This window comes from Roseovarius arcticus, from assembly GCF_006125015.1.
Taxonomy (GTDB): domain Bacteria; phylum Pseudomonadota; class Alphaproteobacteria; order Rhodobacterales; family Rhodobacteraceae; genus Roseovarius; species Roseovarius arcticus.
Map to the genome: position 1 here is coordinate 2,234,929 of NZ_SZZN01000001.1, position 14,106 is coordinate 2,249,034.

The following is a 14,106-nucleotide window of genomic DNA, read 5'->3' on the forward strand; positions in this document are numbered from 1 at the left end:
ATTGGTTTCATACGGTCTCGCATGACGTCGTGATGGCGGGAGCGGTGGTCTTGATTGGCCCTGTGCGGACGGTCGCATTTATGCACCGAACGAGGGGGCCATCGGCTATAAAGGGCGGGGATAGTAGATCCGCTGCGATCCTTTTCGCCAATTGGTTTAAGTCTTACCTTAGACGGTGATGCCACCAATTTCTGATAGATGCGCAAGCACCTCTGCGATTCCGTTTCCAGATTTAAGTGAGCAAAACACGGTTGGCAGTGCAGGTCTCATTCTGGCGCTGTCGCGGACCATCACATCAAGCGATGCACCGACATGAGGCGCAAGATCGGTTTTGTTGATCACCAGAATATCGGACTTTGTGATCGCAGGACCGCCTTTGCGCGGTATCTCTTCGCCGGCTGCAACGTCAATTACATATAGGGTCACATCGGCCAGTTCGGGGCTGAAGGTCGCGGACAGATTGTCGCCGCCACTTTCGATAAACACGATCTCAACATCCGGATGGCGCGAAACGATTTCCGCCACCGCAGCCAGATTGATAGATGCGTCTTCGCGGATTGCGGTATGGGGGCACCCGCCAGTCTCTACGCCGATGATACGATCCTGAGGCAGCGCCTGCATGCGCATCAGGGCCTCTGCGTCTTCTTGCGTGTAGATGTCGTTGGTGATCACCGCCACAGAAAGCCTGTCGCGCAAGGCTTTGCACAGGGCGGCAGTCAGCGTCGTCTTGCCCGCACCGACCGGACCACCGATACCTACCCGAAGCGGGCCGTTTCTACCTGTCATGTGCGAAATATCCTGGAATACTGGGTTTCGTGTTTCATTGACGCTATGTCGCTCATGAAGGCAGTAGAGGAGAGGTCCTCTAAAGAGCCTTTCATGGCTGTATCAGCGATGTCGATGCATATCGCCGCAAGGTCTTTGATTACAATTTGCCCATCAGTTTGGCCCAATGGTATAAGCCGCATCCCAGCCGCCACCAGATTCGATGTGAAGGCGTGCAGAAAGACCTGCAGCGTTTGATCAAGGGGCAGGCTGTGCATCCGAGCAGCGCGTCCAACGGCGACCGGATAGGTCATCGCGGGCATGTCGACACCCCAAACATCACGCGTGGCGCGGCAGAAGGCCTCGCCTTGCAGGACCGTCTCCCTCAACCGTTCGGCGGAGGGCGCGAACGCACGGGCAAGCGCATCAACCTCGCTGGTATCCTCAGCCCCGTGCGCCGCGCAGAGGAACAAGGCGTCGGTCCTGCCTGCACCGTGCCGCAGAACGGTTTCGAGCCATGCCTTTAGCGTTTCCCGGTCCGTGACCTGCCGCGCATCAACAGCCCATTCCAATCCGTGACTATAGGCAAATGCCCCGACCGGATAAGACGGTGAGAACCATTGGACCAGTGTAAGCAACTGGTCAGTGTGCATGGTCGTGAACATGGCCATGGTCATGGGGCTGCGTGCGCCCATGACCATAGGCACCGCCCTCGGGTCGAAAGGGTTCCACGATCTCGCGCACCTCGGCACCGATCAGTTGTAGCATATTACGGATCACATGATCTCGCTGGATCAAAAGTCGTTCGGCCTCGATCTGGCAGGGGGTGTGGCGGTTGCCCACATGCCACGCGATCCGCGCCAGATCGACGCCCGTGACCTCCAGCAGGTTTTCGTTCGCTGCAACAACCTCGACAAGGCGACCGTCCTCCAGTTCAAAGGCATCTCCTTGATCCAGAGAGGTCGTATGCGCCAAATCAACTAGGAAGCGGGTTCCTCGCGTCGTCGTCAGCACTTTGCGCCGCAGGAAGCGGCCATCGTAGGTCAGATTGATCGTATCGAAGGCATCCGTCCACTCGGCGGCGCGGCGGATATATTGGCTTGGAATAGGGGGCATGGGATCTCTCAAAACAAGAAGTAACGTTGGGCCATGGGCAGGACCGATGCGGGCTCGCAGGTCAACAACTCGCCGTCGGCACGGACCTCATAGGTCTCTGGGTTCACGTCGATCTTCGGGGTGGCCGTGTTGAGCAACAGGTCCTTCTTGCCGATGTCGCGGGTGTTGCGCACGGCGATGGTTTGTTTGGCGAGCCCGAGGCTTTTACCAATCCCGTCGGCTTGGGCCGCTTGGCTGACAAAAACCACTGCCGAGTTCTCCACAGACCGCCCGAAAGCCCCGAACATCGGTCGGGAGTATACCGGCTGCGGTGTTGGGATCGACGCATTCGGGTCCCCCATCTGCGCCATGACGATGGTGCCGCCCAGCACGACCATCTCGGGTTTGACGCCAAAGAAGGCAGGGTTCCACAGCACCAGATCGGCGCGTTTGCCCTCTTCAATGCTGCCAATCTCGCGGGAGATCCCGTGCGCAATGGCAGGGTTGATCGTGTATTTCGCAATGTAACGCCGGACGCGGAAATTGTCGTTGTCGCCAGTTTCTTCGGCCAGTCGTCCGCGCTGTTTCTTCATTTTGTCGGCGGTTTGCCATGTCCGGATTAGCACCTCGCCCACGCGGCCCATGGCCTGACTGTCCGACGCGATAATGCTGAACGCGCCCATGTCGTGCAAAATATCCTCTGCGGCGATAGTTTCGCGCCGGATACGGCTTTCCGCAAAGGCAACATCTTCGGGAATGGATTTATCAAGGTGGTGGCAGACCATCAGCATATCGAGATGCTCTTCGAGGGTGTTGACGGTGAACGGGCGCGTCGGGTTGGTGGAAGAAGGCAGAACATGCTCTTCGCCGCAAATTTTGATGATGTCGGGCGCGTGCCCGCCGCCAGCGCCTTCGGTGTGAAACGCATGGATCGTGCGGCCTTTCAGCGCCGCGACCGTGTGTTCGACAAAGCCGGATTCATTGAGCGTATCGGTGTGGATCATCACCTGTACGTCCATCGCATCGGCCACTGACAGGCAACAGTCGATGGCTGCGGGGGTGGTGCCCCAGTCTTCGTGCAGCTTCAACGCGCAGGCCCCCGCCTTCACCTGTTCCTCAAGCGCCGCAGGCAACGAAGCGTTGCCTTTTCCTGCAAACGCGAGGTTCATCGGAAAGGCATCTGCGGCCTGAAGCATGCGCCCGATATGCCAGCCGCCGGGGGTGCAGGTCGTGGCCAATGTGCCATGGGCGGGGCCGGTCCCGCCGCCAAGCATGGTGGTCAGGCCGGAATGCAGAGCGTCCTCGATCTGCTGCGGACAAATGAAATGGATGTGGCTGTCAAATCCGCCTGCGGTGAGTATCCGTCCCTCTCCGGCGATGATCTCGGTTCCCGGACCGATGATGATGTCCACGCTCGGTTGGGTGTCGGGGTTGCCTGCCTTGCCGATCTTGGCAATCCGCCCGTCTTTCAGGCCGACATCGGCCTTGTAGATGCCCGAATGGTCCACAATCAGCGCATTGGTAATCACAGTATCGACCGCTCCGCCTGCGCGGGTCACCTGAGACTGCCCCATGCCATCGCGGATCACTTTGCCGCCGCCAAATTTAACCTCTTCGCCGTAGCTAAGCGTATTGCGGCCCGTCCGCTCTGCGGTCAGGTCCCGCTCGACCTCGATGATGAGCTCAGTATCAGCAAGGCGGACTCTGTCGCCTGTCGTGGGGCCGAACATGGCGGCATAGTCACTGCGTTTGATGGTTGCGGGCATCAAAGATCCCCCATCACGGTCTGATTGAAGCCGAAGATCCGGCGCGCACCTGCGATCGGGATCAGTTGAACTTCTCGACGCTGGCCGGGTTCGAACCGCACGGCAGTGCCGGCCGCAATGTCGAGACGGCAGCCACGGGCCGCGTCACGGTCAAACGCAAGTGCCGGATTGCTTTCGGCAAAATGGTAGTGGCTGCCAACTTGCACCGGACGGTCACCGGTGTTGGCCACCATCAGCGTGATCGCCTGTCGGTCAGGGTTCAGCGTCAGGGTGCCTTCGGCGGGAAACACCTCGCCCGGTATCATGGTCGGGACGCTGCTTTGCGGCGACGCAGGACGACAAGTAACAGCACGCCAGCAATAGCCAAAGACGCAACAAGCCAGTTGAAATCACCTGCATGGCTATGAGCCGTTTGCTCGACATGCGCCATTGCGGGCGCGGCCATGACGGCGGCAAAAATGGCGTAAACGAAAACCTGTGAACGGAGCATTGAGGGCAGTCCTTATCTGATAGGGTTGTGAACAGTTACGAGTTTGGTTCCGTCGGGGAATGTGGCTTCAACCTGCACTTCGGGGATCATCTCAGAGATGCCTTCCATACATTGCGCGCGCGTAATGACATGGGCACCTGCCTGCATCATGTCCGCAACGCTGCGGCCATCACGCGCACCTTCAACGACCGCATCGGTGATCAGCGCGATCGCTTCGGGGTGGTTCAGCTTCACCCCCCGCGCGAGGCGCTTGCGGGCCACTTCGGCCGCCATCGAAATCAGCAATTTGTCGCGTTCACGAGGGGTCAGTTGCATGTCAGGTCATCCATGATCGGGGAAGCGCGTCGGCGCTTAGTTGACGCAAGATCGGCATGAGCGACCGCCGCAATTCAAAGCTGTCTGGCGCAAGTATACGCGCCACTAAAAGGTCGGCGCCGAGCAGGCTCAACCCCGCCGAGGTGGGCAAGAGTGCGCGCAGTCTGGGCACATGCGCTTCGGCATCGGGTGATACATAGACGACCGTTGCCAATGCCCCGGCCCCCGCAGCTATGTTGACGGAGGCAAGATGCGCCGTCACATCGCCTTGCAAGGTGATAGCGTCGAGGTAGAGCGGCCGCCCCCTGCGCCGAACCTCGATGCGGTCGTTAAAGTTGATCTTGCGGAGTACCTCGCCCATTGCAGCACGGCCAAACACCAAAGGCTCGACCAGCAACAAGGACGCACCTTCGTCCAGATCGACCGACAATCGCCGCCGCAGCGCGCAGGCTTCATAGAGGATGGTCTCTTGCGGCAACCAATGGAGCGTAGCACCCCGTTTCACTATGACCCGGTTGCGAATATTGGCGACTTGGCCCGGTTGCGCGCGGTAGGCGCGTTCAGCGGCCTGCGTGGTGAGAGTAAGGAAGGCATCTTCTTCGGCGCAGGCTTTCAGGGCAAAATCATCGCCCCCTGTCACCCCGCCTGCCGTGTTGATCACGATAGCCTGCAACGCGGCGCTATCTGGCCTCGGGAACAATAGCTTCATCGCGCCGGACTGGCGCAGATCGGCGATCGCCGAGCGGTCAGCCAACCGCTTTGCCCGAACCATGACGGCACCGATGGCACGCGGTTGCGGTGCGGCGCAGGCAGCTGTGGATATGATCGCCTCGCGTGTAATCTGTCGCGTTCCACACATGGATTGGGTCTGCCCGTACCCACCACAGGCATGATGCCGTGTCATCGATAAGGAGCTTTTGCGCCGGTGTACCTCTTGCGATGCAAAATTTTTAAGCACGAATTTGGCAAGCAGGTCAAAATTTAGGCGCAGGGCGACTAAGTTCTCTGGAGGGGCGGGATGTGCCTTGCCAGCTTCGCTGCAACGCAGAAACGTTCACCCTGCCAATCCGGCCGCTCACTGTGCCGGAAAAGGTGTGTGGTAACCGGACGAAGTGAAGCCCGACCCGGCCACCACACGGATTGCAACAATTAAGTTGCGGGATTGACGTAGGACACTCAGCGCTGCTGCGCAAGATCGCCTACGCTCTTCCTGCGAGGAGAAACATCAATGAATACCCTTAAATCCGTACTGGCTGGTACGCTTGCCTTTTCCGGTTTGGCGGCGCCCGCATTCGCCACCGAATGCCCGATCAAAGTTGGCGTCTTGCACTCGCTGTCCGGCACAATGGCAATTTCGGAAACGACGCTGAAAGACACTATGTTAATGTTGATCGAACAGCAAAACGCCAAGGGTGGCCTGCTCGGTTGCGATCTTGAGGCAGTTGTGGTCGATCCGGCGTCGGACTGGCCGCTGTTTGCCGAGAAAGCACGCGAGCTGTTGTCAGTTCACGAAGTTGATGTGATTTTTGGCAACTGGACCTCTGTCAGCCGCAAATCCGTGCTGCCTGTGATCGAGGAGCTTAATGGCCTGCTGTTCTACCCCGTGCAATATGAGGGCGAAGAAAGCTCCAAAAACGTGTTCTACACGGGCGCGGCTCCGAACCAGCAGGCGATCCCCGCCACGGATTATTTTCTTGAAGAACTGGGGGTCGAGAAATTTGCCCTTCTGGGCACGGACTACGTGTATCCGCGGACGACAAACAACATCCTCGAGAGCTATCTGAAGTCCAAGGGCATCGCCGAAGACGACATCTTTCTGAATTACACGCCTTTCGGCCACTCAGATTGGTCCAAGATCGTGGCCGACGTCGTGGCTCTTGGCGCAGACGGCAAGAAGGTCGGCGTGATCTCGACCATCAACGGCGACGCGAATATCGGCTTTTACAAAGAACTGGCCGCAGCAGGCATTTCGGCTGACGACATCCCGGTCATCGCCTTTTCGGTGGGCGAGGAGGAACTCTCGGGCCTTGATACTACCAACCTCGTCGGCCACCTCGCCGCATGGAACTACTTCCAGTCTGCCGAAGCCGAAGCCAACACCAGCTTCATCAAAGCGTGGAAGGCCAAGATGGGTGAAGAGCGCGTGACCAACGATCCGATGGAGGCGCATTACATCGGCTTCAACATGTGGGTGAACGCGGCCACTGCGGCAGAATCTACAGAGGTCGATGCCGTTCGTGCCAAGATGTACGGGCAAGAGTTTCCCAACCTGACTGGCGGCACCGCCGTGATGTTGCCCAACCACCACCTCGCCAAGCCAGTGCTGATCGGGGAAATTCAGGCCGACGGGCAGTTCGATATTGTCAGCCAGACTTCCGAAGTACCTGGCGACGCATGGACCGATTTCCTGCCGGAAAGCGCGCTGCTTACCTCGGATTGGAAAGATCTGGACTGCGGGATGTACAACACAGAGACCAAGACCTGTGTCCAGACTTTGTCCAATTACTGATCACTGACACCAAGTAGCGGAAGGGGCGCGTCGTCCCTTCCGATCCTTGCGGGATTTTTACATGAAACACCTATTGATTGCGGCCCTCGCTCTGGCGATGACCTGCTCGCTTGCGCGCGCCCAAGACGCACCGATACAGGCGATCCTTCAGGCGCAATCTGCGTTGATCATCGAAAATTCGCGCAGGACCATTGCTCCGGCAATTGCCGCAGTGTCAGGCAGCGGCTTGCCTGAGGCGCAGGACGTATTGCAGGCATGGCAGGGCAAGAATCTTTGGCAGCGCACCACCGACGGGATGTTCTTTCGGGCCGAAAAGAGTGAGGGCAAGACCTATCAGCTCTATGATTTCGACACGGGCGAAATTGCCGGGTCAGCCCCTGCCTCTGATCTGGAACAGATCAAACCAAATAGCGGCATTCGCGCTTTGATCGGGTCAGCACTGGTGCAATTTCAGTTGCAAGATGCGGATCCCAAAAGGCGCCTTGCCGCACTTACGTCGGTGCAGCGCAACCCCAGTGCGGAGGTGCTGGAACCGCTCAGAGGGTCCATCGCAGCCGAGGACGATCCGACAATCCGTGCCATGAAGGTCAGGGCCGAGCGTTTGCTGACCATCGCCTATGATTCCGATGAGGCCGAGCGGATCAAGGCCATTTCCGAAATGTCCGGCGACCTTGGTGTTGATGTTCGGGCCACGCTCAACCCCTTGCTCGCGACCCGCAGAGCGATTTTTGCGGGCGCGCCGCCCGAGACACTCAACATTGCCGAGACGCTGGTGCCGGGAGCCTCGGTCGGGGTGATGTCGGCCTATGACATGCTGGTGGACGCCGACCTTGCCCCGCCACGGGTGACGGACGCGCAGGTGCGCAACGCACTGATAGAAAATGCCAAGGGCGGCAAGGTCGGGGGCATCCCGATCCACCAGTTGGATGATCCCGGCATACGGCGGCGCGCTTATGCCGCTCTGGCCGCTGCGGGCAGCGTGCCACCTGACCCTGATGCCGCGCAGATCGCACAGGCACTGGACGCGCACAGCATTGTCGAAGTCTATCTGGAACCCTCGCGGAAAGTGACAGATGCCGTTTCCGAGGCGCTGGAAACCATCGCGCTGACGGTTGGTGTAAACCAGACGGTCGACCTTATTCTTGACGGGCTGTCGCTCACGTCGATCTACTTTCTTGCGGCCATCGGGCTCGCCATCACCTTTGGCGTCATGGGTGTCATCAATATGGCGCATGGCGAATTCATCATGATGGGTGCCTATACCGGTTATGTGGTGCAGCAGATCATCCCGAACCATACCGCCAGTATTCTCGTGGCAATCCCGATGGCATTTGCAGTGACCTTCGCGGCGGGTGTGGTGATGGAGCGGCTGGTAATCCGGTGGCTCTACAATCGCCCATTAGAGACCCTGCTCGCGACTTTTGGCGTCTCCATCGCGCTTCAGCAATTAGCCAAAAACATCTTTGGGACGCAGGCACGCCCTCTGACCTCTCCGGCGTGGCTGGATGGCGCTTGGGTAATCAATGATGTGGTGGCAATCAGCTTTATCCGCATCGCAATCTTCGCGCTGGCTGCGTTTTTCCTCGGTGTTTACATATTTATCATGCGGTGCACGCGGCTGGGCTTGGAGACCCGCGCTGTGACGCAGAACCCCCGCATGGCGTCGTCGATGGGGATCAATCTCAATAAGGTCAACATGCTGACCTTTGGCCTTGGCTCCGGAATTGCGGGAGTCGCTGGGGTTGCCATCGGGCTCTTTGCCAAGGTCACCTCCGAGCTGGGCAGCGACTATATTGTGCAGAGCTTCATGACCGTGGTTGTCGGCGGCGTCGGAAACATCTGGGGCACGCTGGCGGGGGCCGCGATGATCGGTTTCATGCAAAAGGGCATCGAATGGTTCAACCCGTCAAACACGTTGGCGGCGCAGACCTTCATGATCGTGTTCATCATTATATTCATTCAATTCCGGCCAAGGGGCATCATCGCGCTCAAAGGCCGCGCGGCCGGGGATTAACGTCATGCAACACTCTGTTCACAGGCGCAGTGCCTCAACCATGATTTTCCTCGCGCTGCTGCTGGCCTTCACCATCATCGTGACGCTCTTGTCCGAAGGTATGGGGGTCGGGGTAATTTCCACCAGTTTCGTCAAGACGCTGGGGAAGACCCTCTGCCTCGCGCTGGTTGCGATCTCTATGGATCTGGTCTGGGGTTATGCGGGGATTCTGAGCCTTGGGCATTTCGCCTTTTTCGGGCTGGGCGGTTATATGATTGGCATGTGGCTGATGTACGAGCGCACCCGCGAGATCGTCGTCACCTCGCTGGCAGACGCGCCAATTCCACCAACGGCGCAAGAGGTATCAGACGCTATCGCCAATCAAATCTTTGGCGTGGTGGGAAGTGCCGAATTCCCGTTGATCTGGGCTTTTGCGGACAGTCTGTTGGCACAGCTTATGCTGGTGGTTCTGGTGCCGGGGGTACTGGCAGGGGTATTTGGCTGGCTGGCCTTTCGCAGCCGCGTGGCGGGGGTCTATCTGTCCATCCTAACGCAGGCGATGACACTGGCGCTGTCGCTTTACCTGTTCCAGAACGACAACGGGTTGCGCGGCAATAATGGTCTTTCCGGATTGCAGAACCTGCCGGGGCTGGCGGATGTGTCACAAGCCTTGGTGTCGGTCTGGTTTCTTTGGGGGGCAGCACTTGCGTTGGGGCTTGGCTATTTGCTGGCATTTTGGGTCGTGTCCGGCAAGTTCGGGTCGGTCTTGCGCGGCATCAGGGACGACGAGGCGCGAGTGCGCTTCCTCGGGTACCCGGTGGAGACCTACAAGCTGGTGCTTTTCACCGGTAGCGCCTGCATGGCCGGCATTGCAGGGGCGCTCTATTATCCCCAGGCTGGCATCATCAACCCAGCCGAGATGGCCCCCATCGCCTCGATTTATCTTGCAGTCTGGGTCGCCATTGGCGGACGGGGGCGTCTTTATGGCGCGGTGATCGGGGCAGCTTTCGTGAGCCTTGTGTCGTCGTGGTTCACGGGCGGGCAGGCACCTGACGTACCGCTGGGTTTCTACACGGTCAAATGGGTGGACTGGTGGTTGGTCGTGCTCGGATTGTCCTTCGTTCTGGTCACGCTTTATGCACCCAAGGGGATCGGCGGCCTGTTCGACCTGCTGGGACGGCGCGCCTCCCCTGATCGGCACGGCGCCGATCTAGGACCCGATCAGGGCGCGTTGCGCGAGAAGGAGGCGAGTGAATGACCGCATTGCTTGAGGTCTCCGATGTCTCGGTCAGCTTTGACGGGTTCCGTGCCATTAACAACCTGTCGTTCCACATTGGTCCAGCAGAAATGCGGGCGATCATCGGCCCGAACGGTGCTGGAAAAACCACGTTCATGGATATCGTGACCGGCAAGACCAAGCCGGACAAGGGACGGGTCATATGGGGGGCACGCCGTCTGTCATTGCTGGGGCTGTCCGAGGCCCGCATCGCCAGAGAGGGTATCGGGCGCAAGTTTCAAAAGCCGACCGTCTTTGAAGACCAGAGCGTCCAGGAAAATCTGCTCATGGCGCTGAAGAACCGGCGCGGGCCGCTGTCGGTGCTATTCTACCGCCCGCTGGATGCCCATCTGACACGGGTCGCGGCACTGGCCGAAGAAATCGGTCTGGCAGATCATCTTCAGCGCAAATCTGGCGAGTTGAGCCATGGCCAGAAGCAATGGCTGGAGATTGGTATGTTGCTTGCGCAAGAACCGAAGTTGCTCCTCGTGGATGAGCCCGCAGCTGGGATGACCCCAGCAGAGCGCGACCATACCACAACCATTTTGGTTGAAGCGGCCAAGACACGGGCCGTCGTCGTGGTCGAACACGATATGGAGTTTGTCCGCCGCCTTCGCTGCAAGGTCACCGTTCTGCACGAGGGCTCTGTGCTGGCAGAAGGCAGTCTCGATCACGTTACGGCCAATAAGGAGGTCATCGATGTCTATCTCGGACGCTAAATCATGTTGAGCGTGCAGGATCTGACCCTGCATTACGGTCATTCTCAGATCCTCAACGGTATCAGTCTTGAGGCGTCACGTGGCGAAGTCACCTGTGTGATGGGCACAAATGGCGTGGGCAAGACCAGCCTGATCAAGGCGATCTGCGGGACACATGCAAGATCCGGCGGCACGGTCTCGCTTGATGGTGAGGTGCTGCCTGTTTTGCCACCACACATACTTGCCCGGCGCGGTATTGCCTGCGTGCCGCAGGGCCGTGAGATCTTCCCTTTGCTGACTGTCAAAGAGAACCTTGAGACGGGCTTTGGGTGCCTGCCCTCTGCTGACCGACGGATACCTGAAGAGATATTTGATCTTTTCCCGGTGCTGAACGAGATGAAATCACGTCGGGGGGGCGACCTGTCCGGTGGCCAACAACAACAGTTGGCCATTGCCCGCGCCTTGATCACCCGCCCCAAGCTGTTGCTTCTGGATGAACCGACCGAGGGAATTCAACCGAACATTATTCAGCAGATTGGACGTGTAATCAGCCAGCTCCGCGAGGAAGGGCAGATGGCGATCGTGCTGGTCGAACAATACTTTGAGTTTGCGTACGAACTGGCCGATCGTTTCGTCGCTCTGCGGCGCGGAGAAGTGATCCTATCTGGCGGGAAAGGCGATTTTTCGAAAGACGATTTGCTATCGAAAGTCTCGATATAGCATCGGACGTATAGAAAGCGCTGTGACGCTATTTACCAAAAGTGCCGAAAGAACGATCAGCCATTTGCGGTAGTGGTGCCCCTTAGCGCGAGCCTTCACATCCACATCGAAGAAAAACAAAGAAAAATGTCGCCAAACCATGAGCTTGGCGACAATTCAAAGTTTTGATTAGCCCAGTTAAAACTGAACGCTCAAGATTGCTACTGACATTTAGAGTGACCGCAACTCGCGCAGGTCATGCAGCCCTCTACCATTCGCATAGAGTACTCGCCGCAGGCGGGGCACGCTGTGCCGCGGCCGCCGCCCAAGTTGACGACCTCGGCTGTTGGATCTGATTTCAGCCCCAACCCCTCGCCTGCCATGAACCCGGTGCGCACCATGTGTTGCTCTAGGATCCCGCCGATCGCGGCTAGGATTGACGGCACGTATCTGCCCTTCATCCATGCACCGCCGCGCGGGTCGAACACGGCCTTCAGCTCCTCCACGACGAACGACACGTCGCCGCCGCGCCGGAATACTGCGGAAATCATGCGTGTGAGGGCGACGGTCCAGGCGAAATGCTCCATGTTCTTGGAGTTGATGAACACCTCGAAGGGGCGCCGGCGCCCGCCCAGAATTACGTCGTTAACCGTGATGTAGATCGCGTGATTGCTATCGGGCCATTTCAGCTTGTAGGTCATCCCTTCCAGCTCGGTCCCGCGCTCTAGCGGCTCGGACATATAGACCACCTCGGCGCCATCGTTGCTTGCGGTCTGGGGTGCAGCGTTTGATGCCTCGCTGACGCTGAGAACGCTGCCAGTCACGTCATTGGGGCGGTACGTCGTGCAGCCTTTGCAGCCGCTGTTCCACGCTTGCATATAAACGTCTTTGAACGCGTCAAAGCTGATGTCCTCGGGGCAATTGATCGTCTTGGAGATGCTGCTGTCGACCCATTTCTGCGCCGCCGCCTGCATACGGACGTGATCGGCGGGGGCCAGCGTCTGAGCGTTGACGAAGTATTCGGGCAGTTCGGCATCGCCAAAACGGTCGCGCCACATTTGCACGGCGTAATCGACGACCTCTTCTTCGGTGCGGCTGCCGTCTTTTTGCAGGACCTTACGGGTATAGCTATAGGCGAATACCGGCTCGATCCCGCTGCTGACGTTTCCAGCATAAAGGCTGATCGTGCCCGTGGGTGCGATAGAGGTCAGCAGCGCGTTGCGAATGCCATACTTACCAACCGCCCGGCGCACCTCCTCGTCCATGCCTTGCATCGTGCCGCTGGCGAGGAAGGCCTCTGCATCAAACAGCGGAAACGCCCCCTTCTCCCGGGCCAGATCGACTGACGCAAGGTAGGCCGCGCGCGCGATTGCTTTCAGCCAAGCCGCTGTCTGCGCGGCGGCAGCGTCCGAGCCATAGCGCTCACCAACCATCAACAAGGCATCGGCTAGACCGGTGACGCCCAGACCGATCCGCCTCTTGGCCTTCGCCTCGGCCTCTTGCGCCTCCAGCGGGAATTGGCTGGTATCAACGACATTGTCCATCATACGCACGGCGACAGCGACCAGTTCTGCCAGTGCAGCCTCGTCCAGCGCAGCACCTTTGCCAAACGGATCACTCACCAGCCGGGCCAGGTTAATACTGCCCAAAAGGCACGCACCATAGGGCGGCAGAGGCTGCTCGCCGCAGGGGTTGGTCGCGGCAATCGTCTCGCAATAGGCAAGGTTATTGGCCTGATTGATCCGGTCGATAAAAATCACGCCCGGTTCGGCGTAATCATACGTGGCTTGCATGATCCTGTTCCAGAGATCGCGCGCCTGCATGGTGCGATACACCTTGCCCCCGAATTCCAGATCCCACGGGCCATCGGCCTCGACCGCGGCCATAAAGGGATCGCTGATCAGGACGCTGAGGTTGAAATTTCGCAGGCGGACGGCATCGCTCTTGGCGGCGATGAAATCCTCAATATCAGGGTGGTCGCAGCGCATGGTCGCCATCATCGCGCCGCGGCGCGCGCCCGCGCTCATAATAGTGCGGCACATCGCGTCCCACACATCCATGAAGCTGAGAGGGCCGCTCGCATCTGCGCCGACGCCTTTGACCACCGCGCCGCGCGGGCGGATGGTCGAGAAATCATAGCCGATGCCGCCGCCCTGCTGCATGGTCAGTGCGGCCTCGCGCAGCGCGTCGAATATGCCGCCCATGTCGTCGGGCACGGTGCCCATAACAAAGCAGTTGAACAGGGTGACCTTGCGGCCCGTCCCTGCCCCGGCCGCGATGCGCCCTGCAGGTAGGAATTTGAAATCCTCCAGCGCGCCGTAGAATCGCTCTTCCCATTCGGCCGGTTTTGCCTCGACCGAGGCCAGCGCGCGCGCGACGCGGCGCCAGCTGTCTTCGACGCTCTTGTCTCCCGCCCCGACGGCAGGGGTATACCGGTATTTCATGTTCCAAATCTGTTCGGAAATAGGGGCGGCGAAACGGCTCATGACGATGAACTCCG

Annotated in this window: 14 protein-coding genes; 5 read left to right on the forward strand and 9 right to left on the reverse strand. The window is 59.1% G+C overall.

The window, feature by feature from the left end; genetic code table 11:
* Window positions 1–168: 168 nt before the first annotated feature.
* From ureG to MK6180000_RS10645, 8 genes are read right to left on the reverse strand one after another with little or no spacing between them, the layout of a single operon-like run.
* Window positions 169–786, reverse strand: coding sequence for an urease accessory protein UreG (gene ureG, locus MK6180000_RS10610; protein ID WP_138934711.1), 618 nt, complete (start codon window positions 784–786; stop codon window positions 169–171).
* Window positions 783–1,430: an urease accessory protein UreF gene (locus MK6180000_RS10615; protein WP_425466838.1), complete on the reverse strand. Its 648-nt coding sequence runs from the start codon at window positions 1,428–1,430 to the stop codon at window positions 783–785. Before MK6180000_RS10615 ends, ureG begins: the two co-directional genes overlap by 4 nt.
* Window positions 1,408–1,881 (reverse strand): urease accessory protein UreE, encoded by a 474-nt coding sequence (ureE, locus tag MK6180000_RS10620; RefSeq protein WP_138934712.1) that lies wholly within the window; start codon window positions 1,879–1,881, stop codon window positions 1,408–1,410. Before ureE ends, MK6180000_RS10615 begins: the two co-directional genes overlap by 23 nt.
* 8 nt (window positions 1,882–1,889) lie before the next feature.
* Window positions 1,890–3,626, reverse strand: coding sequence for an urease subunit alpha (gene ureC, locus MK6180000_RS10625; protein ID WP_138934713.1), 1,737 nt, complete (start codon window positions 3,624–3,626; stop codon window positions 1,890–1,892).
* Window positions 3,626–3,931 carry an urease subunit beta gene (locus MK6180000_RS10630; RefSeq protein WP_138934714.1) on the reverse strand — a complete coding sequence of 102 codons (306 nt, stop codon included), beginning with the start codon at window positions 3,929–3,931 and terminating at the stop codon, window positions 3,626–3,628. The genes ureC and MK6180000_RS10630 overlap by 1 nt, the downstream gene beginning before the upstream one ends.
* Window positions 3,928–4,116 carry a hypothetical protein gene (locus tag MK6180000_RS10635; protein ID WP_138934715.1) on the reverse strand — a complete coding sequence of 63 codons (189 nt, stop codon included), beginning with the start codon at window positions 4,114–4,116 and terminating at the stop codon, window positions 3,928–3,930. Before MK6180000_RS10635 ends, MK6180000_RS10630 begins: the two co-directional genes overlap by 4 nt.
* A 12-nt stretch (window positions 4,117–4,128) precedes the next feature.
* A complete protein-coding gene (locus MK6180000_RS10640) occupies window positions 4,129–4,431 on the reverse strand; it encodes an urease subunit gamma (RefSeq protein WP_138934716.1) in 303 nt (100 codons plus the stop codon).
* 1 nt (window position 4,432) lies between these two features.
* Window positions 4,433–5,290, reverse strand: coding sequence for an urease accessory protein UreD (locus MK6180000_RS10645; protein ID WP_342777716.1), 858 nt, complete (start codon window positions 5,288–5,290; stop codon window positions 4,433–4,435).
* A 369-nt stretch (window positions 5,291–5,659) separates the two neighbouring features.
* Here MK6180000_RS10645 and urtA point away from each other — a divergent pair, with 369 nt between their 5' ends.
* From urtA to urtE, 5 genes are all read left to right on the forward strand, one after another.
* Window positions 5,660–6,940 carry an urea ABC transporter substrate-binding protein gene (gene urtA / locus MK6180000_RS10650; protein WP_138934717.1) on the forward strand — a complete coding sequence of 427 codons (1,281 nt, stop codon included), beginning with the start codon at window positions 5,660–5,662 and terminating at the stop codon, window positions 6,938–6,940.
* Between the two features lie 61 nt (window positions 6,941–7,001).
* Window positions 7,002–8,954 (forward strand): urea ABC transporter permease subunit UrtB, encoded by a 1,953-nt coding sequence (urtB, locus tag MK6180000_RS10655; protein ID WP_138934718.1) that lies wholly within the window; start codon window positions 7,002–7,004, stop codon window positions 8,952–8,954.
* Between the two features lie 4 nt (window positions 8,955–8,958).
* Window positions 8,959–10,191 (forward strand): urea ABC transporter permease subunit UrtC, encoded by a 1,233-nt coding sequence (gene urtC, locus MK6180000_RS10660; RefSeq protein ID WP_138934719.1) that lies wholly within the window; start codon window positions 8,959–8,961, stop codon window positions 10,189–10,191.
* Window positions 10,188–10,928, forward strand: coding sequence for an urea ABC transporter ATP-binding protein UrtD (gene urtD, locus MK6180000_RS10665; protein WP_138934720.1), 741 nt, complete (start codon window positions 10,188–10,190; stop codon window positions 10,926–10,928). Before urtC ends, urtD begins: the two co-directional genes overlap by 4 nt.
* Window positions 10,929–10,931: 3 nt before the next feature.
* Window positions 10,932–11,627, forward strand: a complete 696-nt coding sequence (urtE, locus tag MK6180000_RS10670; protein ID WP_138934721.1) for an urea ABC transporter ATP-binding subunit UrtE — start codon at window positions 10,932–10,934, stop codon at window positions 11,625–11,627.
* Between the two features lie 200 nt (window positions 11,628–11,827).
* On the opposite strand, the gene MK6180000_RS10675 is transcribed toward urtE, so the two are convergent.
* On the reverse strand, window positions 11,828–14,092 hold the full coding sequence (locus MK6180000_RS10675; protein ID WP_138934722.1) for an adenosylcobalamin-dependent ribonucleoside-diphosphate reductase: 2,265 nt from the start codon (window positions 14,090–14,092) through the stop codon (window positions 11,828–11,830).
* Window positions 14,093–14,106 lie beyond the last annotated feature (14 nt).

Coding starts and splice junctions, on each gene's coding strand:
- urtA (WP_138934717.1), top strand. CDS start 5,660: ATGAATACCCTTAAATCCGTACTGGCTGGTACGCTTGCCTTTTCCGGT.
- MK6180000_RS10675 (WP_138934722.1), bottom strand. CDS start 14,092: ATGAGCCGTTTCGCCGCCCCTATTTCCGAACAGATTTGGAACATGAAA.
- MK6180000_RS10615 (WP_425466838.1), bottom strand. CDS start 1,430: ATGTTCACGACCATGCACACTGACCAGTTGCTTACACTGGTCCAATGG.
- MK6180000_RS10645 (WP_342777716.1), bottom strand. CDS start 5,290: ATGTGTGGAACGCGACAGATTACACGCGAGGCGATCATATCCACAGCT.
- urtD (WP_138934720.1), top strand. CDS start 10,188: ATGACCGCATTGCTTGAGGTCTCCGATGTCTCGGTCAGCTTTGACGGG.
- MK6180000_RS10635 (WP_138934715.1), bottom strand. CDS start 4,116: ATGCTCCGTTCACAGGTTTTCGTTTACGCCATTTTTGCCGCCGTCATG.
- urtC (WP_138934719.1), top strand. CDS start 8,959: ATGCAACACTCTGTTCACAGGCGCAGTGCCTCAACCATGATTTTCCTC.
- urtE (WP_138934721.1), top strand. CDS start 10,932: ATGTTGAGCGTGCAGGATCTGACCCTGCATTACGGTCATTCTCAGATC.
- MK6180000_RS10640 (WP_138934716.1), bottom strand. CDS start 4,431: ATGCAACTGACCCCTCGTGAACGCGACAAATTGCTGATTTCGATGGCG.
- ureE (WP_138934712.1), bottom strand. CDS start 1,881: ATGCCCCCTATTCCAAGCCAATATATCCGCCGCGCCGCCGAGTGGACG.
- ureG (WP_138934711.1), bottom strand. CDS start 786: ATGACAGGTAGAAACGGCCCGCTTCGGGTAGGTATCGGTGGTCCGGTC.
- MK6180000_RS10630 (WP_138934714.1), bottom strand. CDS start 3,931: ATGATACCGGGCGAGGTGTTTCCCGCCGAAGGCACCCTGACGCTGAAC.
- urtB (WP_138934718.1), top strand. CDS start 7,002: ATGAAACACCTATTGATTGCGGCCCTCGCTCTGGCGATGACCTGCTCG.
- ureC (WP_138934713.1), bottom strand. CDS start 3,626: ATGCCCGCAACCATCAAACGCAGTGACTATGCCGCCATGTTCGGCCCC.